The sequence below is a fragment of the Plantactinospora sonchi genome (genome assembly GCF_036422035.1).
GTDB classification, from domain to species: Bacteria; Actinomycetota; Actinomycetes; order Mycobacteriales; family Micromonosporaceae; genus Plantactinospora; species Plantactinospora sonchi.
In genome coordinates, this window is the sequence record NZ_JAZGQK010000041.1 from 22,051 (window position 1) to 44,538 (window position 22,488).

At 72.1% G+C, this 22,488-nt stretch carries 17 protein-coding genes and 1 pseudogene; 14 read left to right on the top strand and 4 right to left on the bottom strand.

The window, feature by feature from the left end; translation table 11 throughout:
- Positions 1 to 105: 105 nt before the first annotated feature.
- The 7 genes and pseudogenes from V1633_RS34735 (at position 106) to V1633_RS34765 (ending at position 8,050) form a co-directional block, all read left to right on the top strand.
- Positions 106 to 918, top strand: a complete 813-nt coding sequence (locus tag V1633_RS34735; protein WP_331218357.1) for a TIGR03936 family radical SAM-associated protein — start codon at positions 106 to 108, stop codon at positions 916 to 918.
- A gap of 136 nt (positions 919 to 1,054) precedes the next feature.
- The gene (locus V1633_RS34740; protein WP_331218356.1) at positions 1,055 to 4,063 is read left to right on the top strand and encodes an Rne/Rng family ribonuclease; all 3,009 of its coding nucleotides are present in this window, start codon (positions 1,055 to 1,057) and stop codon (positions 4,061 to 4,063) included.
- A gap of 225 nt (positions 4,064 to 4,288) precedes the next feature.
- Positions 4,289 to 4,840, top strand: coding sequence for a hypothetical protein (locus V1633_RS34745; RefSeq protein WP_331218355.1), 552 nt, complete (start codon positions 4,289 to 4,291; stop codon positions 4,838 to 4,840).
- A gap of 282 nt (positions 4,841 to 5,122) precedes the next feature.
- The gene (gene rplU / locus V1633_RS34750; protein WP_331218354.1) at positions 5,123 to 5,437 is read left to right on the top strand and encodes a 50S ribosomal protein L21; all 315 of its coding nucleotides are present in this window, start codon (positions 5,123 to 5,125) and stop codon (positions 5,435 to 5,437) included.
- A gap of 30 nt (positions 5,438 to 5,467) precedes the next feature.
- Positions 5,468 to 5,725: a 50S ribosomal protein L27 gene (rpmA, locus tag V1633_RS34755; RefSeq protein ID WP_331218353.1), complete on the top strand. Its 258-nt coding sequence runs from the start codon at positions 5,468 to 5,470 to the stop codon at positions 5,723 to 5,725.
- 166 nt (positions 5,726 to 5,891) lie between these two features.
- Positions 5,892 to 7,322 (top strand): annotated as a pseudogene (obgE, locus tag V1633_RS34760) (GTPase ObgE); the annotation flags it as partial.
- A gap of 281 nt (positions 7,323 to 7,603) precedes the next feature.
- Positions 7,604 to 8,050 (top strand): GNAT family N-acetyltransferase, encoded by a 447-nt coding sequence (locus tag V1633_RS34765; RefSeq protein WP_331218352.1) that lies wholly within the window; start codon positions 7,604 to 7,606, stop codon positions 8,048 to 8,050.
- A gap of 195 nt (positions 8,051 to 8,245) precedes the next feature.
- Here V1633_RS34765 and trpS read toward each other — a convergent pair whose 3' ends face one another.
- The 3 genes from trpS to V1633_RS34780 form a co-directional block, all read right to left on the bottom strand.
- Positions 8,246 to 9,277 (bottom strand): tryptophan--tRNA ligase, encoded by a 1,032-nt coding sequence (trpS, locus tag V1633_RS34770; protein ID WP_331218351.1) that lies wholly within the window; start codon positions 9,275 to 9,277, stop codon positions 8,246 to 8,248.
- Positions 9,278 to 9,540: 263 nt separating this feature from the next.
- The gene (locus V1633_RS34775) at positions 9,541 to 12,258 is read right to left on the bottom strand and encodes a PQQ-dependent sugar dehydrogenase (RefSeq protein ID WP_331218350.1); all 2,718 of its coding nucleotides are present in this window, start codon (positions 12,256 to 12,258) and stop codon (positions 9,541 to 9,543) included.
- A gap of 302 nt (positions 12,259 to 12,560) precedes the next feature.
- Positions 12,561 to 14,138 carry an RtcB family protein gene (locus V1633_RS34780; RefSeq protein WP_331218349.1) on the bottom strand — a complete coding sequence of 526 codons (1,578 nt, stop codon included), beginning with the start codon at positions 14,136 to 14,138 and terminating at the stop codon, positions 12,561 to 12,563.
- Between the two features lie 270 nt (positions 14,139 to 14,408).
- Between V1633_RS34780 and V1633_RS34785 the strand changes: the two genes are divergently transcribed.
- The gene (locus V1633_RS34785; protein WP_331218348.1) at positions 14,409 to 15,296 is read left to right on the top strand and encodes a polysaccharide deacetylase family protein; all 888 of its coding nucleotides are present in this window, start codon (positions 14,409 to 14,411) and stop codon (positions 15,294 to 15,296) included.
- A gap of 23 nt (positions 15,297 to 15,319) precedes the next feature.
- Here the strand turns inward: V1633_RS34785 and V1633_RS34790 are convergent, their stop codons facing one another.
- Complete coding sequence (locus V1633_RS34790) at positions 15,320 to 15,538, bottom strand: DUF397 domain-containing protein (protein ID WP_331218347.1); 219 nt, start codon at positions 15,536 to 15,538, stop codon at positions 15,320 to 15,322.
- A gap of 68 nt (positions 15,539 to 15,606) precedes the next feature.
- Between V1633_RS34790 and pepN the strand changes: the two genes are divergently transcribed.
- The 6 genes from pepN to V1633_RS34820 all read left to right on the top strand — a co-directional run bounded on the left by pepN (position 15,607) and on the right by V1633_RS34820 (position 22,451).
- Complete coding sequence (gene pepN, locus V1633_RS34795; RefSeq protein ID WP_331218346.1) at positions 15,607 to 18,159, top strand: aminopeptidase N; 2,553 nt, start codon at positions 15,607 to 15,609, stop codon at positions 18,157 to 18,159.
- A 117-nt stretch (positions 18,160 to 18,276) separates the two neighbouring features.
- Positions 18,277 to 18,873, top strand: a complete 597-nt coding sequence (nadD, locus tag V1633_RS34800) for a nicotinate-nucleotide adenylyltransferase (protein ID WP_331218345.1) — start codon at positions 18,277 to 18,279, stop codon at positions 18,871 to 18,873.
- 100 nt (positions 18,874 to 18,973) lie between these two features.
- Positions 18,974 to 19,372, top strand: a complete 399-nt coding sequence (gene rsfS / locus V1633_RS34805; protein ID WP_331218344.1) for a ribosome silencing factor — start codon at positions 18,974 to 18,976, stop codon at positions 19,370 to 19,372.
- Positions 19,369 to 19,998: a histidine phosphatase family protein gene (locus V1633_RS34810; protein ID WP_331218343.1), complete on the top strand. Its 630-nt coding sequence runs from the start codon at positions 19,369 to 19,371 to the stop codon at positions 19,996 to 19,998. Before rsfS ends, V1633_RS34810 begins: the two co-directional genes overlap by 4 nt.
- A gap of 220 nt (positions 19,999 to 20,218) precedes the next feature.
- Positions 20,219 to 21,064, top strand: a complete 846-nt coding sequence (locus V1633_RS34815; RefSeq protein ID WP_331218342.1) for a DegV family protein — start codon at positions 20,219 to 20,221, stop codon at positions 21,062 to 21,064.
- A 169-nt stretch (positions 21,065 to 21,233) separates the two neighbouring features.
- Positions 21,234 to 22,451, top strand: a complete 1,218-nt coding sequence (locus V1633_RS34820) for an alginate lyase family protein (RefSeq protein WP_331218341.1) — start codon at positions 21,234 to 21,236, stop codon at positions 22,449 to 22,451.
- Positions 22,452 to 22,488: the final 37 nt, after the last annotated feature.

The following is a 22,488-nucleotide window of genomic DNA, read 5'->3' on the forward strand; positions in this document are numbered from 1 at the left end:
TCACCAGCGCCATCCGGCGGCGGCCGCCGGCGACCGTTCCCACCCGGCCGGCCGCGTGCCGTACGCCGGGGGCCGGGTTGGCGTCCGCCGCCGGGCTGGGCGAGGATGCCAGGAACATCGTGTACACCGAGGAGCAGCGCGATCAGTAGCAAACCACAGCCTGAGGGCGGTCAGGCGCCGGTCGTACAGCGGATCCGGATCAGGTACGCCAAACGGGGACCGTTGCGGTTCACCTCCCACCGGGACTTCGCCCGCGCCTTCGAACGTGCGGTACGCCGGGCCGGCGTACCGGTGGCGTTCTCCCAGGGCTTCACGCCGCATCCCAAGATCTCCTATGCCAGCGCGGCGCCGACCGGGGTGGCCAGCGAGGCGGAGTACCTGGAGATCGGCCTCCGGGAGCCGGTGGACCCGGCGGCGCTGCGGGCCGCCCTGGACGCCGCGTTGTCGCCGGGGCTCGACGTGCTGGACGCCGTCGTCGCCGGTCCGGGCAGCCTCGCGGACCGGATCGACGCGTCCCGGTGGCGGGTCGAGTTGCCGGGTGTCGAACCCGCTGTCCTGCGTGACGCGGTTTCGGCGTTCCTGGCCGCCGCCGAGGTGTCCGTGGAGCGGATGACCAAGCAGGGACGACGTGTCTTCGACGCCCGACACGCGGTGACCGGGATCGATGTGATCGAGCGGACCGGGGCACCTTCCGAGGTCGCGGGCGTACCGTGTGCGATACTCGAAATGGTCGTGCGGCAGGTCACCCCGTCCGTACGGCCCGATGACGTCCTTTCCGGCCTCCGCGTGGTGGCCGACCTGGAGCCGCCGGTGCCGCCTCGGGCGACCCGGCTGGCGCAGGGCACGGTGACCGCGCAGGGGGAGATCGTGGATCCGTTGGAGGCGGATCGCGACAGGACAGCCATCGGCGAACGCTAGCCGGAAGTCCGGTCGGCGGGCAGGCAGGCAGACTTCGGCGGTCCGGTCAACTTGACGCGTCGCCGGAAATACTTTGCGGCAACCCTGCGTGGCAGCGCTCACCCGCGCCCGGGGAAGCCAGAACTGGAGAACGTCCATGCTCGAGAACGAGCCCGAGGGCGGGGATCGGACCGGCGCCGAGCCGGCCGACGACACCGTCGAGAACAGCAACAACTCCGAGGCGGCGCCCGCGCGGCGTGGCCGTACCACCCGGCGGCGGAGTTCCGCGACGCCGAGTGAACCGGCGCCGACCGGCGTACCGGTCGAGGCGCCGACGTCGGTCCGCTCGACCAGTGGCGAAGCGGGCGACATGGAGGTGCTGGCCCCGGTGCGGGGCGACACGGAAAGCACCACAAAAGCCCCACGGCGCCGCCGTAAGGCCACCACCGCCGACAAGAAGGACAGCGCCGGAGCCGGCTCGGCGGAACCGACCGCCACCGACGGTCCCGATGTCGCGGCCGGGCGGCCCGCCGACACCGACCCGACGGAGGCCGGTCCGACCGGGGTGGCTGGCGGCGCCGACGAGACGGCCGCCGACGAACCGGTTCCTCCGGTCAAGGTGACCCGTACCCGGCGGAAGAAGGCGGTTCCACCAGCGGCGCCGGCAGGCGGGGAGACCGTGGTCGAGGCCGGCCCGGGCGGTGCGGTGGGCGAGCCGGGCGCCGTGGTGGTCGGTACCGACCCGAGCGGTGCCGCCGGGGTGACCCCGGAGACGCCGCCGGTGACCGTCGAGGCCGAGGAGGCCGAGGCTGAGGCCGAGGAGGAGCCGCCGCGTCGGCGCCGCCGGGCCGCGCTCTCCGCGCCGACCGTGCTCTTCATGGCGCCCGAACCGGAGACCCCGATCGTCCGCCCCGCCGCGCAGCCCGAGCTGGCGCCGGCCCCGGTCGAGACGGTCGAGGTGGAGGTGGAGGCGGACGAACCGGTCGAGACGGGCCGGCGACGCCGCCGTGGACGCCGCTCCGCCGAACCGCTGGCGACCGAGGCCGGTCCCGAGGCCGAGACCGAGGTGGAGGGCACCGCGGACGAGGAGCCCCTCGACGAGGCGGGGGACGAGGACGACGAGACGGCGGCCGCCCGGCGGCGGCGTCGCCGTGGGCGCCGAGGGCGTGGCCGGGGCAAGGGCACCGCCGACGACGGTGACGACGTCGAGGACGAGGAACCGGTCGGCCAGGTCGAGGAGGCCGACGCCGAGGCGGACGAGGACGAGGACGAGGAAGCCGAGGCCGCCGACGGGGTCACCCGTCGTCGCCGTCGTCGCCGCCGCAAGGGCGCCGGCGACACCGACGGCACCGCCGACGACGGCGTACCCACCGTCATCAAGATCCGTGAGCCCCGCAAGACCGTCGACGAGGTGCAGGGCGTCTCCGGTTCGACCCGGCTGGAGGCCAAGCGGCAGCGTCGACGGGACGGCCGCGAACAACGGCGTACCCGACCGCCGATCCTGAGCGAGTCGGAGTTCCTGGCCCGCCGGGAGGCGGTCGACCGGGTGATGGTGGTCCGCCAGCGCGGCGACCGGACCCAGATCGGCGTACTGGAGGACGGGGTGCTCGTCGAGCACTACGTCACCCGCGCCTCGTCCGGCACGATGGCGGGCAACGTCTACCTCGGCAAGGTGCAGAACGTGCTGCCCAGCATGGAGGCGGCCTTCGTCGACGTCGGGCGCGGGCGCAACGCGGTGCTCTACGCGGGTGAGGTCAACTGGGACACCACCGGCCTGGAGGGGCGGGCCCGCTCGATCGAGCAGGCGCTGCGCTCCGGCGACTCGGTGCTGGTGCAGGTGACCAAGGACCCGATCGGGCACAAGGGGGCGCGGCTGACCAGCCACATCGCCCTCTCCGGCCGGCACCTGGTGTACGTACCGCACGGCAACGCCTCCGGGATCAGCCGCAAGCTGCCGGACACCGAGCGCAAGCGGCTGCGGGACATCCTCAAGAAGCTGGTGCCGGACGGTGCCGGCGTGATCGTCCGGACCGCCGCCGAGGGCGCCAGCGAGGACGAGTTGGCCCGGGACGTCAAGCGGCTGCAGGCGCAGTGGGAGGACATCCAGGCCAAGGCCACCGAGGGTGGTGCCCCGGTGCTGCTCTACGAGGAGCCCGACCTGGTGATCCGGGTGGTCCGGGACCTGTTCAACGAGGACTTCCGCGAGCTGGTGGTGCAGGGCGACGAGTCGTACGACATGGTCGAGTCGTACCTCTCGCACGTCTCGCCGGACCTGGTGCCCCGGCTGCGCCGGCACACCGGGACGGCGGACGTCTTCGCCGAGCGGCGGATCGACGAGCAGATCCTCAAGGGGCTGGACCGCAAGGTCTTCCTGCCCTCCGGCGGACACCTGGTGATCGACCGTACCGAGGCGATGACGGTGATCGACGTCAACACCGGTAAGTACACCGGTGCCGGGGGCAACCTGGAGGAGACGGTCACCCGCAACAACCTCGAGGCGGCCGAGGAGATCGTCCGCCAGCTCCGGCTGCGCGACCTCGGCGGCATCGTCGTGATCGACTTCATCGACATGGTCCTGGAGTCGAACCGCGACCTGGTGCTGCGTCGGCTGACCGAGTGCCTGGGCCGGGACCGGACCAAGCACCAGGTCACCGAGATCACCTCGCTCGGTCTGGTGCAGATGACCCGGAAGCGGATCGGCGCCGGGCTGCTGGAGGCGTTCAGCGAGACCTGCGACTGCTGCAAGGGTCGCGGTGTGATCATCCACACCGAGCCGGTGCCGGAGAAGTCCCGGCCGGGTGCGGGCGACAAGGTCAAGGCGGTCGCGTCGGCGAGCACCGGCACCACGCCGGCGGCCCCGGCGGTCGAGCCGCCGGCCACCTCGACCCGGCGCCGTGGCCGCAAGGCCGCGCCGGAGCGGGTGGTCGTCGAGGTGTCCGAGTACGAGGACACCATGGGTTACGACCTGTCCCGGTACGAGATCGACACGCCCTCGACGGCGGACGTCGCCGACACCCAGCCGACGGAGTCGATGCGGCTGGCCGGCGCGGGTGACCCCGACGCCCTCGAGGACGGCGGTGACCTGGACGCCGAGGCCGAGAGCACGGAGTCCGGCGGTCGGCGGCGGGTCCGGCGGGGCGGTGCCCGGCGGCGTACCCGGCCCTGACGGTGGTGCCTCCGGTGCCTGCGGCCGCGGCTGTGGGCACCGGCTCCGAGGTGGCCCCAGGGGTTCGGTGGGACGCCGGTTCGCCGAGCGGTGCGCGGCGCTGACTGGGATGATTGCGGAGGATGTGGCTAGGCTGAGCGCATCCTTCGCGATCTTCAATTGGCCGTCGGCTCCGTCGGCCGGGTCGTCCGGGGGATCGGCCATCCCGCTGTCGAGGAGACGAACATGCGACGCCTGCTGGTGACCGCCGCCATCGCCGCCGTACTGCTCACGTCCGCCGCCTGTTCGGGCGAGCGGAACGGTGCGACGGGCGGCTCCCCGTCGCCCGGCGTCGGCTCGTCGACCGGTACGCCTTCCCCGGGCGCGCCGGGAAGCGGGGTGCCCGGGACCGGGGCGCCCGGCTCGGGCCCGACCGGGTCACCCGGCGTGGACGCCGCCCCGGCCGGCGGCAACGCCAGCGAGGTCTGTGACGCGGCCACCAAGGCCAGTGCCGACTCGGTCCGGACCTTCATCGAGGAGCTGGGCAAGTCGTTGCAGGCGACCGGCGCCAACGACACCGCCGGTGCCGAGGCCGCGCAGCGCAAGGCCGAGGAGGCGCTGCGGAACTGGGGCAGTGCCATGCGTGAACAGTCCGCCAAGGCCACCGACGCCCGGCTCAAGGCGGTGCTGGCCGAGATCGGCACCGAGGTGGGCTCGATGAAGGCCAGCGTCGAGTCCGTCGACGAGACCAAGCTCGACCAGTTGCAGCAGCGGCTGGACCAGCTCTGCGGGACCTGACGCCTGCGCCGGTCGGCTGCCGGTGAGCCGGGGACCGGGTCGCCGCACGGCGGGCCCGGAGCCGGATCGGCCGTCGGCGGGAGCGATCGCCGGCCCCGGCCGGCGTCTCGGGCGGGTGCCTGGTCAAGGGGCCGGTTTGGGGGTCGGAGCGGTCATGGCGTACGCTGGCCTGCGGCGCGATTTACGTGCTACGTTCTCGCGCGCCCGCCCCGCACCTGGTGCGGTGGAGTGGGCGACACGAAAACACCATCCGCAGCCTCAATGACAGGGAGTCCGCCTCCGATGTACGCGATCGTCAAGACCGGCGGCAAGCAGTACAAGGTCGCCGAGGGCGACGTGATCGAGGTTGAGAAGCTGACCGGGCAGCCCGGTGACGCGGTCAAGTTCACCGCCGTGCTGCTCGTCGACGGCGACGACCTGGTGACCGACGCGGCGCGGTTGGCCAACGTCGCGGTGTCCGGTGAGATCGCCGCGCACACCAAGGGTCCGAAGATCCGGATCCACAAGTTCAAGAACAAGACCGGTTACCACAAGCGTCAGGGTCACCGTCAGCCGTTGACCCAGGTCAAGGTGACCGGGATCACCAACGGTAAGTAAGCGTCCAGCGGAAAGACAGGTCGTCCTCAGATGGCTCACAAAAAGGGTGCGTCCAGCTCGCGTAACGGCCGCGACTCCGCGGCGCAGCGGCTCGGCGTCAAGCGGTTCGGTGGTCAGCTGGTCAACGCCGGCGAGATCCTGATCCGGCAGCGGGGCACGAAGTTCCACCCCGGTGACCTGGTCGGCCGTGGCAGCGACGACACGCTCTTCGCTCTGGCCCACGGCGCGGTCCAGTTCGGTACCAAGCGCGGCCGCAAGGTCGTCAGCATCGTGCCGACCGAGCGGTAACGTTCAGTTTTCCGGCGGAGCGGGCCGCGGACCTGGTGTCCCCGGCCCGCTCCGCCGTTTCACGTGTGGAGCGCTGTCCCGCGCCACCGCACGACGCCGTACGTGCCGGTGATCCGGGCGACGGTTGCGCCGCCGCTGTGCCGGCGCCGATGAAAGGATTGACAACGTGACGATGTTCGTTGACCGGGTCGTGCTGCACCTGCAGGCCGGTGACGGCGGGCACGGGTGCGTGTCGATCCACCGGGAGAAGTTCAAGCCGTTCGGCGGTCCCGACGGCGGTAACGGCGGACACGGCGGCAGCGTCTCCCTGGTCGTCGACCCGCAGGTGCACACCCTCCTCGACTTCCACTTCCGGCCGCACGTCAAGGCCGAGAACGGCCGTGGCGGTTCGGGTTCCAACCGGGACGGGGCCAACGGCGCCGACCTGGTGCTCAAGGTGCCGGACGGTACGGTCGTGTACGGCATGGACGGCACCGTCCTCGCCGACCTGATCGGCGCCGGTACGACGTTCGAGGTGGCCCGTGGCGGTCGGGGTGGCCGGGGCAACGCGGCGCTGGCCAGCAGTCGACGCAAGGCCCCCGGATTCGCCGAACTGGGCGAGCCGGGCGACCGGCTCGACGCGGTCCTCGAACTCAAGAGCGTGGCGGACATCGGGCTGGTCGGCTTCCCGTCCGCCGGCAAGTCGTCGCTGATCTCGGTCCTGTCGGCGGCCAAGCCGAAGATCGCGGACTACCCGTTCACCACCCTGGTGCCGAACCTCGGCGTGGTCCGGGTGGACGATCACACCTTCACCGTCGCCGACGTACCGGGGCTGATCCCGGGGGCGGCCACCGGCAAGGGACTGGGCCTGGAGTTCCTGCGGCACATCGAGCGCTGTGCCGTGCTGGCCCACGTCGTCGACGCGGCCACCCTGGAGCCGGGGCGCGACCCGCTGGCCGACATCGACGCGATCGAGGCCGAGTTGGCCGAGTACGGCGGGCTGGCCGACCGGCCGCGGATCGTCGTACTCAACAAGATCGACGTACCGGACGGCCGTGACCTGGCCGAGATCGTCCGGCCCGACATCGAGGCGCGCGGCCTGCGGGTCTTCGAGGTCTCCGCGGTCACCCGGGAGGGGCTGCGGGAGCTGACCTTCGCGATGGCCGACCTGGTCGAGCGGTTCCGGGCGGCGGCGCCGGTGCTGGAGCCGACCCGGATCGTCATCCGACCGCCGGCCGTCGACGACGCCGGTTTTGTCATCGAGCAGGCGCCCGACGGGGCGTACGTGGTGAAGGGTCCGAGGCCGGAGCGTTGGGTCCGGCAGACGAACTTCGACAACGACGAGGCGGTCGGCTACCTGGCCGACCGGCTCGCCCGGTTGGGCGTCGAGGAGCAGCTCGCCAAGGCCGGTGCCGAGCCGGGTGACCTGGTCCGGATCGGCGAGCGGGAGTTCGACTGGCAGCCGACGCTGTACGCCGGTGAGGAGTACACGCCGACCGCCAGGGGAACCGACAGGCGGCTGGAGGAGAAGCAGACCCGGGCGACGGCGGCGGAACGGCTCGCGGCCCGCAAGGCCCGTCGGCAGCGTCCGGCGGACGAGTTGGCCGCCGAGGGGCCGGCGACGGCCGTGGCCGCCGGTGAGGTCGGAACGTTGGCGAACGGTGTGGCCGATGACGCCGGGACGGTGGAGCCGGATCCGGCTGACAGCGCCGGGACCTCGGCGCAGCCGGACCCGAGTGGCAGCGCCGGGAGCTCGGCGAACACCGCGGACGACGAGGGGACGAGGGCGCCGGGTCGCCCCGGTACCGTCGACGGGGACGCGGATTAGTTCACCAACCTCCGGATTCGGGCCACCCGGGCGAAACCTTGTCGAAACGCCTCCTGGTTAACGTCGACAGGGTGCTGATCGAGTCGCGTCCGTCGTCGGACCCGGAGCTGGCCGCCCTGGTCGTGGCGCAGCAGCGCGAACTCCGGGAGACCGGACGGGTCGACCGGCGGGCTTTCTCGCCGTACGACGACGTACGTCACCTGGTCGGCGTGCAGGCCGGCCGGGCCGTCGCCTGCGGGGCGATCCGCTCGGTGGACCGGGAGACGGCCGAGATCACCCGGATGTACGTCCGCCCCGCGCACCGGGGCCGGGGTCTGGGCCGGCAACTGCTCGGCGCCCTGGAGGAGCTGGCGCTCTGGAGTGGGCACAGCGTGCTGCGGCTGGAGACCGGTCGCCAGCTCGTCCGCGCGATCGGGCTGTACGTCTCCGCCGGCTACGCCGAGATCGCGGTCTACGGCGAGTACGTCGACAACCCGCAGAGCGTCTGTTTCGAGAAGCGACTCCCGGTCCCGGCCTGACACCCGCCGCCCCGCCAGGCCGACCGTCGTCGCGCCGGCGTCGGTTCGGCTGACCGAGGCCGTGCTTTCCGCCGGCGGCTCGGCTGGCGTGGCGTCGGGCGTCGGCTCGGCTGACCGGGGCCGACCTGGCCGCCGGGGCGTCGGGTCGGTCGGTGAGCCGGGGAGGCGTCCGCTCGGCCGGGACCGGTGGTCGCTTCAGGTCAGCAGGCCGATTGCCCGCTTGGCCCGGTACACCGTGTCGGCCGCGCTGTCCCGGGCACGTTCCGCTCCCTCGACCAGCACCTGCCGGACGTACCCGGGATCGCGGGCGAGTTCGGCGTGCCGGAGCCGGATCGGCCGCAGCAACCCGTCGACGGCCTCCACCACCGCCGTCTTGAGCTGGGCGTACGACCGGTAGCCGGCGGTCAGCGCGGTGGGTGGGTCACCTACGGCGGCGGCGAGGATGTCCAGCAGGTTCGCCAACCCGGGGCGGGACTGCGGGTCGTACTCGACGGTACGGCCGGGATCGGTCACCGCGCGCGTCACCTTGCGGCGGATCACCTCCGGCGGGTCGAGCAGGAAGATGATTCCCGCGTCGGTCTCGGCGGTCTTGCCCATCTTCCTGGTCGGGTCGGCCAGGTCCATCACCCTGGCCGAGACGGTCGGGAGGACCGCGCGGGGCACCACGAACGTGTCGCCGTAGCGGGTGTTGAACCGGTTGGCGACCGCCCGGGTGAGTTCCAGGTGCTGGCTCTGGTCGGCGCCGACCGGCACCTCGTGCACGTCGTGCAGCAGGATGTCGGCGGCCATCAGCACCGGATAGCTGAGCAGGCTCAGCCGGACATTCGGCTGGGTGACGGACTTCTCCCTGAACTGGATCATGCGCTGTGCCTCCCCGTAGCCGGTGGTGCACTCCAGCAGGTAGTGCAGCTCGGTGTGCTGCGGCACCTGGGACTGCACGTAGAGGGTCACCCGGTCCGGGTCGAGCCCGGCGGCGAGCAGCGTGGTCGCCTGTTCCAGGGTGTTCGCCCGTACCTCGTTCGGCTGGTGCGTCACGGTGAGCGCGTGCAGGTCGGCGAGGAAGACGATGGTCTCCGCGCGGTACTGGCCGGTCACGATCGGCCGGATCGCACCGAGCAGGTTGCCCAGGTGCAGGTGCCCGGTGGGTTTGAGGCCGGTGATCCGGCGTACCCCGGGGGTCGGCCGCGGGTGCGCGGTGGGCGTGGTGAGGGACGCGGTCGGGGTCATGGTCGGTAACTCCTTGCCGGTACGGGGGCCGCCACCGCCCGGGGGAGCGCAAACGAAACGGCCGCCCGGGAGGGGCGGCCGTTGGCTGTTTCGGGTACGCGGATGCGAGGGCCGCCCGTCAGGGCGCCCACCAACTGGTCGTTGTCATCCGCACGCCGTCAACGGTAGCAGGGCGGCCGGGCCGGCACCCCCCACTTGCCGGTGCGGAGGTGAAAGGAAGGGCCCCTTCCTCTACAAAGAGCGATAAGAAGGGGCCCTTCCTTTCAGCCGGGTACGCCGACGTTGAGTTCGGCGACGGTCGCCCACCGGCTGCCGTCGACGGCGCCGAGGGTACGCAACCGGATGTACCGGCCGCTGGTCGGCGGGATGGTCACGGTCTGCTCCGCCGCGCTGTTCGGGAAGGTGCCGGTCGCTACCGGAGTGCCCCAACTGCTCCGGCTGTTCGAGACGTACACCTCGTAGCCGGTGATCCGGCCGGCGGTGGAACCCTGCCGGGGCAGGTAGTAGAGCCGGTTCACGGTCCGGGTCGAGCCCAGGTCCAGGTCGATCCAGTGCGGGTGGTTCGGACTGCTCAGCAGCCGCTGGGTGTGCCAGATCGACGAGGAACTGCCGTCCCGGACATTGTTGGGACGGCCGTTGACCAGCAGGGTCTCCTGACTGTCCGCCCCGGCCACCGACCACTGCGACTGCGGCAGCCGGACACTGCCGGACTGCGGCGCGTACGTCGCGGTGTAGCTGGTCGGCGTGGCCGGCGCCGTGATCACGTGTGACTGGCCGCCGCCGTCGGACCAACTGCCGAAGACGTACGGGACGCCGCCCACGGTCTGCGGGGTGACCGCGCTGACCGTGTTGCTCGACCCCTGGATGACGGTACGGGTGAACGGCGTCGCCTGTTCGGTGGCGCCGACGACCAGCCGCAGCCCGGTCGGGCTGGTGTCGAAGGTCAGGTCGACGGTCTTCGGGTCGAGCCGGACGCTGGTGCTGTGGGCCAGCCCGCCGCTGTCGGTGGCGGTCAGGACCAGTTCCAGGTAGGACGGGTACTCGTGGTCGGGCCCGAACAGACTGCCGCTGGCCCCGGTGAAGTCCTGCAGCGTGTGGGTGTGGCAGTTGTCCAGCGTGTAGCAGTGGTGCAGCAGCATCCGCCACTGCAGGGCGCTGGCCGGCAGGGTGCCCTGGTCGGGGTCGGTGGCGTGGCCGGTGAAGCTGATCGTGTCGTTGACCGCCCAGGTGAAGCCCGCGTCCGGGGTGTCGATCACCGCGGTGGGCATGCTGTTGCCGGTCTGGATCGGCACCGTCTGGGTGGCCGAGGCGTTCAACGTGTCGTACACGGTCAGCCGGGCGGTGTACGGTCCGCCGGCCGGGTAGGTGTACGTCGCCGTCGGGGTGGTCGCGTCGACGGTGCCGTCGTTGGTGAAGTCCCACTCGAAGCGGAGCCGGCCCACGTCGGCCGGGTCGGCGTCGGAGGATCCGGTGCCGTCGAAGGTGACGGTCAGCGGGGCCGTGCCGGAGGTCGGCGTGGCGCTGATCGAGGCGACCGGCGGCTGGTTGCCGGGGAAGTAGCGGACCCGGCGTACCGAACCGGCGTGGTCGACGTAGTAGAGGTCGCCACCGGGGCCCATCTCGAGGTCGACCGGGTTGGCCGCGGCGCTGCCGAAGGTACGGCGGTTCGCCGCCCCCGGCAGCCCGCCTGGCGCGTCGGGCAGCATCGCCCAGATGCAGTCCCGGGAGTAGTCGGAGAAGAAGAGCGCACCGGCGTACTCGGTCGGGTAGCTGCCACCGGCCGCCGGGTAGAAGGCGGCTCCGGAGACCGACGAGCTGCCGGTCGGGCACGCCTCCCCGGTGACGACCCGGGCCGCGTGGTCGTACGTGTAGAACGGCGCGGTCTGGCCGTCACCGGTGTAGAGGTTCTCGCAGAGGTCGAGGTTGGCGCCGTCGTATCCGCTCTGCCGCCCGGTGCCCTCGTAGCAGGGCCAGCCGAAGTTGGTCACCCCGGACGTCGGGTTGGCCACCCGGTTGACCTCCTCCCACCGAGTCCAGCCGACGTCACCGAGCCAGACCTCGCTGGTGCCGGGCCGGACGGTGAACCGGTACGGGTTGCGCAGGCCCTGGGCGACGATCCGTCGGGTGTTCGGGTCGGCGCTGGCCGCGAGCGGGTTGCCCGGGGCGGCGGCGCCGGTCAGCGGGTCCAGCCGGAGCACCGTGCCGTCCAGGCTGGTCGGGTCGGCCGGGGTCCGCAGGTCCTGGGCGCGCAGCGCGCCGCCCTCGGCGGTCGGCGGGGTCATCGCCCCGCCGGGCGGGTCGGCGCAGGGGTTGTGCGGGTTGCCGAGCTGGCCGTAGTCGACCAGGTCGTAGCTGGCTCCGTCGCCCGCGCTGACGTAGAGCATGCCGTCGGCGCCGAAGGCCAGGTCACCGGTGGCGTGGCTGGCGTACTGCTGGCACCAGTCCTGCACGAAGACCTGCTCGGTGCCGGTCATGGTGTCGCCGCTGGCGGTCAACCGGGAGAGTCGACCGGTCACCACGCACCGGCCGCCGTTGGTGCCGCCGACCGAGGCACAGTTGTCGTTCCAGTACGGCGCGGTCTGCCCGGGTGGCGCGTCGTACGCGTACAGCACGTACACGTACGGCTGGGTCGGGAAGTCCGGGTGCAGGGTGAGGCCGAGCAGCCCTCGGTCGTGCTGGTTGTGCACGTTCGCCGACAGGTCGGCGAAGACGCTCGCCGTGGTGTCCGCGAGGTCGTCGTACACCTTGATCCGGCCGCCCTTCTCGGCGACGAAGATCCGGCCGTCCGGAGCGAACTCCAGATTGGTCGGCTGGTTGAGGCCGGTGAAGACGACCTGCTCCTGGAAACCGGTGGGCAGCACCACCGCGGCGGCCGGTGCCGTGCCGCCGGTGACCGGTGCGGCCAGCGCGGCGATCAGGGCGACCGTGAGGCCGGTGCGGAGCAGACGGGCGGTTGATGACGGTTGCGCGGGTGACGGCATGCATGCTCCCCAACTTGGCGCAGCTCCAAGTGGACAAAGGACCTGTCACGCTAGGGGGACACGCCGGAGTGGGCAGCCTCGCCGCGCCCGGAGTGAGCATCCCGGGACTACGGGCCAAACTCGCGACGTTCGTCAATGGGATGTTGTCGCCCGGACCCCGACGCACCGCCTCCACGGATCATCGGAGCGGGTCGGGGCCGGTCGGGCGAAACTACTCCGCCCGACCGGCCCGACCTCGGGTCACCCCCTTGACGGCCGGAGGTGTCGCTTCCCGGCGGCCACCACGACCGGCGGCCGGGAGATCATCCCTTCACTGTCAGGATCGGCCGCAGTTCCACCACCGGCTCAGCCACCCCGGCGGTGCGCAGGCTCTCCACCACCGGGCCGACCTCCTTGTACACCCAGGGCGCCTCCTGCTTCAGGTCACGCCGCCAGGCGTCCACGATGTCCCGCCGGCCGGCCACCGTCGGATCGCCGGGGTCGAGCGGGGTGACCACCCGGAACTCCCGCAGGAACGCGTCCAGTTGGTCGTCGCTGCCCCGGGCTGCCGCACCCCGGGGCACGCTGCGCCCCGCGCCGTGGCAGGCGCTGCCCAGCGACCGGGGATTGCCGAGCCCGCGGAGCAGGTGGCTCGGTGCGCCCATCGAGCCCGGGACCAGCACCGGCTCACCCCAGGCCCGGCCACCGTCCCGACCGGTGCCGTCCGCCCCGCCCGCCGGGGTGGCGCCTTTGCGGTGCAGGACGGCGCCGTCCGGTTCCGGCCAGAGCAGGTTGTGCGGTGCGTCGTAGACCAGTCGTGACCGGAGTTCTCCGGCGCTGATGTCAGCGAGCCCGGCCCGCATCATCAGCGCCAGGAAGAACCGGTTGCCGATGGCGAAGTTCGCCGCGTTGGCGAACGCGGTCAGGTAACGCTGCCGTCCGGTCGCCGTCCGTTCGTCGAGCAGCATCGGCAGGATCCGGTTGCGGGGCATCGGCACCGTGCGCGGCCAGGCCGCCTTCGCCTGGTCGCGGCCGGTCGCGTTGGCCTGGTGGCCGAGCGAGAGCGAACCGCTGTGCACCATCAGCACCACCTGACCGGGGGTCAGACCCCAGGCGTACGCGGTCGCGCCGTCGTGCACCCGGGAGACGTACTGCAGTTCGGCGAAGTGGTTGCCGCCGCCGACACTGCCGATGATGCTGTCGTAACTCGTCCCGCCGCCGCTGGTGATCCAGTCCTGGAAGTCGTCGGCGGAGGAGACCGGGAAGCCGACCGAGTGCAGTCGGCCGTCCAGGTCGCCGAGGTCGTCCGGGCCGACCTGCCGCCAGGCGCCGGCGTCGGCCCGAGCGGCCGGCCCACCGGGTACGCCGTCGGCGAGCAGCCCCGGCAGTCCCTCCCGGAGCAGTCCCTCGCGTTGTCGGGGGGTCAGCCCTATTCGGCGGCCCCCCTCGAAGAACAGGTGTCGTAGCCGTCGTTCCAGGCGGTCGAGGTGCGGCCGGACCTGCTCCACGGTCAGCGAGGTGGCCTCGACCCGCATTCCGCAGTTGATGTCGTTGCCGACCGCCTGCGGGATCAGCGCGCCGACGGTACGCAGCACCGTGCCGATCGGGATGCCGGCACCCTTGTGGAAGTCGGGGGTGCAGACGACCCGGTCGAGGCGCGGCTCGGTGTCGAGCCCGGGTACGGCGTGCCCGAGCCGCCGCAGCGTGTCGGCGGTCTCCAGCACGGTGAGCAGTTCGTCGATCGCCACGGATTCGACAGGTACGTCTGCTCGGGCGCAGATCTCGACCGGAACGTCGTACGGGTTGGGCAGGTGGAGCCAGGAGTCGTCGATCCGGACCGGTCGGGGGTCGGGTCGTCTGGTCGGAGCTGAGCTTCGTCCGGTGGGAGTTGAGGAGGGCACGCGAAACCTTTCGGGGCTGCCAGGAGGTGGATGTGGGCCATCGGCACGCGCGGGACGCGTGCGGGCGGGCGGACGGTGCCGCCGGTATCCGGTTGTGCTCGTCGGTTCAGCAGCCGCGAGGTCAAGATCAGAGTAGGTGCGGCGGTTTCGGGCCGGCAAGCTGATTACCGCCGCGGCCGTCCTGGACGACCGACTGACCAGGAAGTTTGCTCCGGATCCCGATGAAGATCATCACTTGGCGAGGGGTGTCTGTCGTCCTAGGGTCGGCGGATGGGCGCGAACCGGATTCACCTTGCTGTCGCGGCGGTCCGGGCAGCACGCTCGTCGGCGGCACGGGGCGGTGGCCGGCGCCGGGCGCTGGCCGTACCGGTGCTCGCCGTGGTGTTCGCCGCTGCGCTGTCCGGCCTGGGCGGCTGTGGAACCGGACCGGCCGGGGACCGGTCCCCGGCGGCCGGCGGGGCGGGCCGGTCCCCGGCGGACGGCGGACCCGGCAACCCGACCCCCGTCCCGACCGGTCCGTACGCGGCCCGGCTGCCGCGCTTCCCGGCGGCGCCGGTGCCGGAACCGGTGACCGTGCCCGACGGCCCGCTGGCCGGTTGGTACAGCCGGATCCCCACCGAACAGCCGGTGGCGTTCCTGACCATCGACGACGGCTGGATCAGGAAGCCGGAGGCGCGCCAACTGCTCGTCGACGCGCACGTGCCGGTGACGCTCTTCCTCACCACCAACGCGGTCAAGGACGACCCCGACTTCTTCCGCGGCCTGCCGGACAACGTGGCCATCGAGGCGCACACCGTCACCCACCAGGTGCTGCGGGGCAAGTCGTACCGGACCCAGCGGCGCGAGATCTGCGGATCCGCCGACCGGTTGGCCGCTTGGTACGGCCGCCGCCCGCTCCTGTTCCGCCCGCCGGGCGGCAGCAGGGACGACACCACGCTGCGGGCGACCCGGGACTGCGGCCTGAAGGCGGCCTTCTTCTGGACGGAGACCGTGGACAAGGGCAAGGTCCGCTACCAGACCGCGGAACACCGGGTGCACGCCGGGGACATCATCCTGATGCACTTCCGGGACCGGTTCGTCGACGACTTCACCGCCGCGCTGACCGCGATGCACGAGGCCGGACTGACGCCGGCCCTACTCGGGGACTACCTGCGTTGACCAGGGCCGACGGCCGACCCGGTTCACTCGAGGTCGAACTCGCCGTCCTGGGCGCCGGCCACGAAGGCGTCCCACTCCGCCTGGGTGAAGACCAGCACGGGACCGTCCGGCTCGGCGGAGTTCCGCATGCCGATCAGGTCGTCGACGAAGGCGATCTCGACCGCGCCCTCCGAATCGTCTCCCTCGGCACGTTGCCACACGGCGCGCGACAGGTCGAAATCGCCCTTCGGATGCTGCGCCATCGTCGGTTCCTCCATCAACGGGTCGCCGGATCCGCCGCCTGCGGGATCCCATGGTGCAGGATATGCGGATGTCGAGCCTGACCCGGGTAGCGGCCGCCGAGCGCGCCGCCCTGCTCGCCGCCGAGTCCTACGCCATCGACCTGGACCTGACCGGCGACGAGCGGACCTTCCGGTCCACCACCACCGTCCACTTCCGGTGTACGACGCCGGGTGCCACCACCTTCGTCGAGGTCCGACCCGCGCAACTGCTCCGGGTACGCCTCAACGGCGTCGACCTGGACCCGGAGGCGCTGGCGGACAACCAGTACCCGCTGACCGGGCTGGGTGCCGAGAACGTGCTCACCGTCGAGGCGGAGATGGCGTACTCGAACAGCGGGGAGGGGCTGCACCGGTTCGTGGACCCCGCCGACGGCGCCTGCTACCTCTACGCCATGTCCGGTATGGACAACGCGCAGCGGATTTTCGCCTGCTTCGACCAGCCCGACCTGAAGGCGCCGGTGACCCTGACCGTCACCGCGCCGCCGGAGTGGACCGTGGCCGGTAACGGTGAACTCGCCGGCACCCCGGCCCCGGGCCGGTGGGAGTTCGCGCCGACCCCGCCGCTGGCCACGTACTTCGTGACCGTCGTCGCGGGGCCGTACCACGTGGTCCGGGCGGAGCATGACGGGATCCCGCTGGGCCTCTACTGCCGCCGGTCGCTCGCCGGGCACCTCGACCGGGAGGCCGAGGAGATCTTCACGGTCACCCGTCAGTGCCTGGACCGGCTGCACGAACTGTTCGAGGTGCGCTACCCGTTCGGCAAGTACGACCAGGCATTCGTCCCGGAGTTCAACATGGGGGCGATGGAGAACCCGGGCCTGGTGACCTTCCGCGACGACCTGGTCTTCCGGTCCGCGGTCACCGACGACGAGCGCGAGTCGCGGGCCAACGTCGTGGCGCACGAGATGGCGCACATGTGGTTCGGTGACCTGGTCACCCTGCGCTGGTGGGACGACCTGTGGCTGAACGAGTCGTTCGCCGAGTACTTCGGCACCCGGGTGATCGCCGAGGCGACCCGGTTCGACCGGGCCTGGACCACGTTCGGGCTGCGCCGCAAGGCCTGGGGATACACGGCCGACCAGCGCCCGTCCACCCATCCGGTGGCGCCGCCGGAGGTGACCGACGCCGCGCAGGGGCTCTCCAACCTCGACGGGATCTCGTACGCCAAGGGTGCCGCGGTGCTCCGCCAGCTCGTCGCCTGGCTCGGTGACGAGGCGTTCCTGGCCGGGCTGCGGGCCTTCTTCGCCGCCCACCGGTTCGGCAACGCCACCCTCGCCGACCTGCTCGCCGCGCTCTCCGCCAGCAGCGGTCGGGACCTGGGCGGCTGGGCCGAGGTGTGGCTGCGCCAACCGCAGGTGAACACGCTGCGGACCGAGGTACGGCTGACCGGGGACGGGCGCTACGCCGAGGTCGCCATCGTGCAGAGCGCGCCGACGGCGTACCCGGTGCTGCGTCCGCACCGGATCGGGGTCGGGCTCTACGACGCCGCCTCGACGGGGACGGTACCGACCGGGCCTGGGGGGACAGCCGACCCGGACGTCCGGCTGCGCCGCCGGTTCGAGGTGGATCTCGACCCGGCGCACGACCAGGGCCGTACGGTGCTCGCCGGGCTGGCCGGCGAACCGGCGGCCCGGGTGCTGCTGCCGAACGACGGCGACCTGACCTTCGCCAAGATCCGTCTTGATCCGGCCTCCGCCGCCGCCGTGCCGGAGGTGCTGCCCGGACTGGCCGACCCGCTGGCCCGGGCGGTGCTCTGGGGCGGGATGATCGACGCGGCCACCGACGCGGACCGACCTGTCACCGACCTGGTGGAGATGATCACCTCGGCCCTGCCGGCCGAGACCGAGGTCATCGTCGTTCAGGACGTGTTGACCATGGTGCGGCCACTGATCGACCGCTACCTGGACCCGGACGCGCGGGAGGCGGCGCTGGCCGGGGTGGCGGCGGCCTGCGACAGGTTGCTGACCGAGGCGAAGGCCGGCGACTCCATGCAGCTCACCGCCGCCCGGGGACTGATCGCATCGACCCGGGACGTCGGCCGGCTCACCGGCTGGCTCGCCGGTGGGGACGTACCTGCCGGGCTCGCCGTCGACACCGACCTGCGCTGGACGGTGTTGCGCCGGCTCGCCGTACTCGGTGCGGTGGGGGAGTCGGAGATCGCCGCCGAGCAGGTCGCCGACCCCAGCGCCACCGGGGCGGAGCGGGCGGCGGAGTGCCGGGCGGCGCGACCGGACCGGGGCGCCAAGCAACGGGCCTGGCAGGTCGTCATGGCGGACACCGACCTCTCCAACCGGCTGGTGCTGGCCAACGCGACGGGTTTCTGGCAACCCGAGCAGACCGAGCTGACCGCGTCCTACGTGGAGCGGTACTTCGCCGAGATCGGCGAGGCGGCCGGTCGGCGTACCCAGTGGGTGGCCGACCGGGTCGCGGCCGCCGGCTATCCGCGCTACGCCGTCTCGACGCGGACCCGGGAGCTGGCGGCGGCGCTGCTGGCCCGGCCTGACCTGCCGCGCGGGCTGCGTCGGGTGATCACCGACGCCGACGACGACCTGCGCCGGGCCCTGCTCGCCCGCACCCGCTGAGCCGTCCCGCCGAACCGCCGTCCCGCCGAACCGCCCCGCCTGCCGCCGGTCGCCCCGGCACTGCGATCTGTCCCATGCCGGGGCCGTCCGGCGGGGCGGCCGGCCTACGATCACCACGTGGAGGAGAAGATCCGACGGATAGGGATCATGGGGGGCACGTTCGACCCGATCCATCACGGGCACCTGGTCGCCGCGAACGAGGTGGCCGACCGGTTCGAGTTGGACGAGGTGCTGTTCGTACCCACCGGGCAGCCCTGGCAGAAGGCGGACGAGCCGGTCAGCCCGGCCGAGGACCGCTACCTGATGACCGTGATCGCCACCGCCTCGAACCCGCGGTTCCAGGTCAGCCGGGTCGACATCGACCGGGGCGGGCCGACCTACACCGTCGACACTCTGCGTGACCTGCACGACCAGTACGGCCCGAAGGTGCAGCTGTTCTTCATCACCGGAGCCGACGCGCTGGAGAAGATCCTCTCCTGGAAGGATCTCGACCAGATGTTCGAGCTGGCGCACTTCATCGGGGTGACCCGTCCCGGCTTCGAACTGTCCGACGCGCACCTGCCGGCCGACACGGTGAGTCTGGTGGAGGTCCCGGCGATGGCCATCTCCTCGACCGACTGCCGCCGCCGGGTGGCCGCCGGTGGCCCGGTCTGGTACCTGCTGCCGGACGGTGTGGTGCAGTACATCGCGAAACGACGGCTGTACCAGGGGTGATTTCGCCCGGTACGTGCCTTGTCGTTCTGATAACCGCCGGGCCGTACGACGCCCTCGTGTGAGAGGCTAGAAGGGCCCTACGGTTGATCGAAGGAGAATGGTGACAGCTTCCGAACGCGCCCATGAGCTGGCAACGGCCGCCGCGCAGGCCGCCGCCGACAAGAAGGCGCAGGACATCGTCATCATCGACGTGTCGGACCAGCTGGTGATCACCGACGCGTTCCTGCTCGCCTCCGCGCCCAACGAGCGCCAGGTGACCGCGATCGTGGACGCGATCGAGGAACGGCTGGCCGGCCTGCCGGAGAAGGCCAAGCCGGTGCGACGGGAGGGCGAACGGGCGGGCCGCTGGGTGCTGCTCGACTACGTCGACCTGGTGGTGCACGTCCAGCACACCGAGGAGCGCGAGTTCTACGCTCTCGACCGGCTCTGGAAGGACTGCCCGACCGTCCCGTTCGTGGACCGGGACCTGGTGGAGGCCGAGGCGGGCGCCGCCGAATGACCCGGCTGATCGTCTGGCGGCACGGCAACACCGACTGGAACGCCGTCAACCGGGTGCAGGGACAGCTCGACGTACCGCTCAACGACCTCGGCCGGGAACAGGCCGCCGCCGCCGCACCGCTGCTGGCCGCGCTCCGGCCCGACGCCATCGTCGCCAGCGACCTGAGCCGGGCCGCCGACACCGCCGCCGCCCTGGTCGCGGTGACCGGCCTGCCGGTCCGGACCGACCCCCGGCTGCGGGAACGGTTCTACGGGCAGTGGCAGGGGCTCACCATGACCGAGGTCGCCCAACGGTTCCCCGTCGAGCACACCCGCTGGCGCGCCGGCGAGCCGGATCCCGGCTGCGAGGTGGAGAGCCTCGACGAGCTCGGCAAGCGGGTCGGCACCGCGTTGCAGGACGCGGCCGACGCGACACCGGGCGGCACCGTCGTGGTTGCCACGCACGGCGGCGGTGCCCGGCAGGGCTGCGGTTACCTGCTCGGCTGGGACTCCCTGGTGCTCCGCGCCGTCGGCTCGCTGAACAACTGCCACTGGACCGAACTCCGGCACGACGAGGTCCGCGGTTGGCAGCTGCGCGGCCACAACGTCGGGCTGATCGCCCAGGGACCGACACCGGCCGCCATCTGACCCCCGCCCGGCCGCGCTCCGCGTCGGGCCCCGCCGACGGGCGTCGGGTCACGTCCCGCCGGCGGTCGGCCCCGTCGACGGGCGTCGGGTCGACGCCCCGTCAGCGGTCGGCCTCGTTGGTGGTCGGCCTCGCCGGACGGACGCCGAGTCGCGCCCCGTCCGGTCAGACCCGGCGGCCACGCACTCTCTCTTTCCCCGGATGATCGGCTACCGTGCCGGAATGCCCGTCGCGGTTGTCACCGACTCCACCGCCTACCTCCCGCCGGAACTCGCCGACCGGTACCGGCTCACCGTCGTGCCGCTCACCGTCGTCGCGGACGGGGTGGCCGGGCTGGAGGGCGTCGACGTCACCCCGGCCGACGCCGCCCGGGCGTTGAGTGCGCGGCGGAGCACGATGACCACCTCCCGTCCGGCCCCGGAACAGTTCGTCCGGACGTACCGCCGACTGCTCGGGGACGGGGCCACCGGCGTGGTCTCGGTACACCTGTCGGCGGAACTCTCCGGCACGGTCGAGGCGGCCCGGCTCGCCGCCGCCGAGGTCGGTGACCGGGTCGCCGTGGTCGACGCCCGATCGACCGGGATGGGCCTGGGTTTTCCGGCCGTCGCCGCCGGCGAGACCGCCGACCGGGGCGCGCCGCTGGCGGAGGTACGGCAGGCCGCGCTCGACACCATCGACCGGACCAGCACCCTCTTCTATCTCGACACCCTGGAACTCCTCCGGCGCGGTGGCCGGATCAACGCCGCCGGGGCGCTGCTCGGCACGGCGTTGTCGGTCAAGCCGATCCTGCACGTCGTCAACGGCACGATCGCGCTGCGGGACCGGGTCCGTACCGCCGGGCGGGGGCTGGCCCGGCTGGTCGACCTGGCCGTCGAGGAGGCCGGGCCGGGTGATGTCGACGTCGCCGTCCACCATCTCGCCGCCCCGGGGCGGGCCGCCGAACTCGCCGAGGCGCTCGCCTCCCGGCTCGGCCCCCGGCTGCGCACCCGGTACGTGACCGAGGCGGGCGCGGTGGTCGGCGCGCACGTCGGGCCGGGCCTGGCCTGTGTCGTGGTGCACCGGGTGTAAGGAAGGGCCCCCTGTTATCGCTTTTTGTATAGGAAGGGCCCCTTCCTAACACCTGGCCCCGCAACGGGTTGACTGTGGTCGATTCGCGTGATCGCATTGGATAAGAAACCTTCCTAAGAGTCGTCGCCCGGTCGGCGGCGCCTCCGTGTTCCGAGCAGGAGGAAGTGCTGTGTCCAGGTCACGTCTCCGGGGCAGGATCCCCCGCCTGATCGCCCTCGGCGCACTGCTGGCCGCGACGGCGGTGGTGGTCCCGTACGCCGCTCCCGGCACCTCGTCGCCGGCCCAGGCCGCGCCGGCCACCTTCACCCACCCCGGGGTGCTGGTCAGCCGCCCGCAACTCGACTTCATCCGGTCCCGGGTCAACGCCGGCGCACAACCCTGGCGCGGCGCCTACGACCAGATGATGGCGAGCAACTTCGCCTCGCTGTCGCGTACCCCGAAGCCGCGGGCGGTCGTCGAGTGCGGGTCGTACTCGAACCCCAACAACGGCTGCACCGACGAACGGCAGGACGCGCTCGCCGCGTACACCCTCGCGCTGGCCTGGTACATCACCCAGGACAGCCGGTACGCCGAGAAGGCCATCCAGATCATGGACGCCTGGTCGGCGGTGATCCAGGACCACACCAACAGCAACGCTCCGCTGCAGACCGCCTGGGCCGGATCGAGCTGGCCCCGGGCTGCGGAGATCATCCGTTACACGTACGGCGGCTGGTCCTCGACCGGCGTCAACCGGTTCGCCACCATGCTCCGCAACGTCTACCTGCCGGAGATCGTCAACGGCAACATGACGAGCAACGGCAACTGGGAACTGAGCATGATGGAGGCCGCCCTCGGCATCTCGGTCTTCCTGGAGGACCGGGGTGTCTACGACCGGGCGCTCGCCAAGTTCCGCGACCGGCTGCCCGCCTTCCTCTACCTGACCACCGACGGCGCCTACCCCCGGGGACCGGTCGGCAGCCACATCGACACCCGGGCCGAGGTGGTGTCGTACTGGCACGACCAGGCGACGTTCGTCGACGGCCTGTCCCAGGAGACCTGCCGGGACTTCACCCACACCGGGTACGGCATCTCGGCGATCTCCCACGTCGCGGAGACGCTCCGGCACCAGGGCCAGGACATCTATCCCGAGATCCAGGACCGGCTCCGGCACGCGCTCGGCCTGCACGCCCGCTACGAGTTGGGTGACCCGGTGCCGTCCTCGATCTGCGGCGGCTCGCTGACCCTCGGCCTCGGCCCGGTCACCGAGGTCGCGTTCAACGCGCTGAACTTCCGGCGCGGCGTGCCGATGACCCGTACCCAGCAGCTCACCGAGCAGCAGCGTCCGGCCGGCACGAACTACCTCTTCGTCGCGTGGGAGACGCTGACCCACGCCAGCAACCCGTACTGAGCCGGGCACGGCCGGCCCGGGCCGACACGACCTGCCG

What these genes read in the sequence shown, in the direction of transcription:
- V1633_RS34735 (WP_331218357.1), top strand. Translation starts at nt 106, where the DNA reads ATGCCAGGAACATCGTGTACACCGAGGAGCAGCGCGATCAGTAGCAAA.
- V1633_RS34740 (WP_331218356.1), top strand. Translation starts at nt 1,055, where the DNA reads ATGCTCGAGAACGAGCCCGAGGGCGGGGATCGGACCGGCGCCGAGCCG.
- V1633_RS34745 (WP_331218355.1), top strand. Translation starts at nt 4,289, where the DNA reads ATGCGACGCCTGCTGGTGACCGCCGCCATCGCCGCCGTACTGCTCACG.
- rplU (WP_331218354.1), top strand. Translation starts at nt 5,123, where the DNA reads ATGTACGCGATCGTCAAGACCGGCGGCAAGCAGTACAAGGTCGCCGAG.
- rpmA (WP_331218353.1), top strand. Translation starts at nt 5,468, where the DNA reads ATGGCTCACAAAAAGGGTGCGTCCAGCTCGCGTAACGGCCGCGACTCC.
- trpS (WP_331218351.1), bottom strand. Translation starts at nt 9,277, where the DNA reads ATGACCCCGACCGCGTCCCTCACCACGCCCACCGCGCACCCGCGGCCG.
- V1633_RS34775 (WP_331218350.1), bottom strand. Translation starts at nt 12,258, where the DNA reads ATGCCGTCACCCGCGCAACCGTCATCAACCGCCCGTCTGCTCCGCACC.
- V1633_RS34785 (WP_331218348.1), top strand. Translation starts at nt 14,409, where the DNA reads ATGGGCGCGAACCGGATTCACCTTGCTGTCGCGGCGGTCCGGGCAGCA.
- V1633_RS34790 (WP_331218347.1), bottom strand. Translation starts at nt 15,538, where the DNA reads ATGGCGCAGCATCCGAAGGGCGATTTCGACCTGTCGCGCGCCGTGTGG.
- pepN (WP_331218346.1), top strand. Translation starts at nt 15,607, where the DNA reads ATGTCGAGCCTGACCCGGGTAGCGGCCGCCGAGCGCGCCGCCCTGCTC.
- V1633_RS34810 (WP_331218343.1), top strand. Translation starts at nt 19,369, where the DNA reads ATGACCCGGCTGATCGTCTGGCGGCACGGCAACACCGACTGGAACGCC.
- V1633_RS34815 (WP_331218342.1), top strand. Translation starts at nt 20,219, where the DNA reads ATGCCCGTCGCGGTTGTCACCGACTCCACCGCCTACCTCCCGCCGGAA.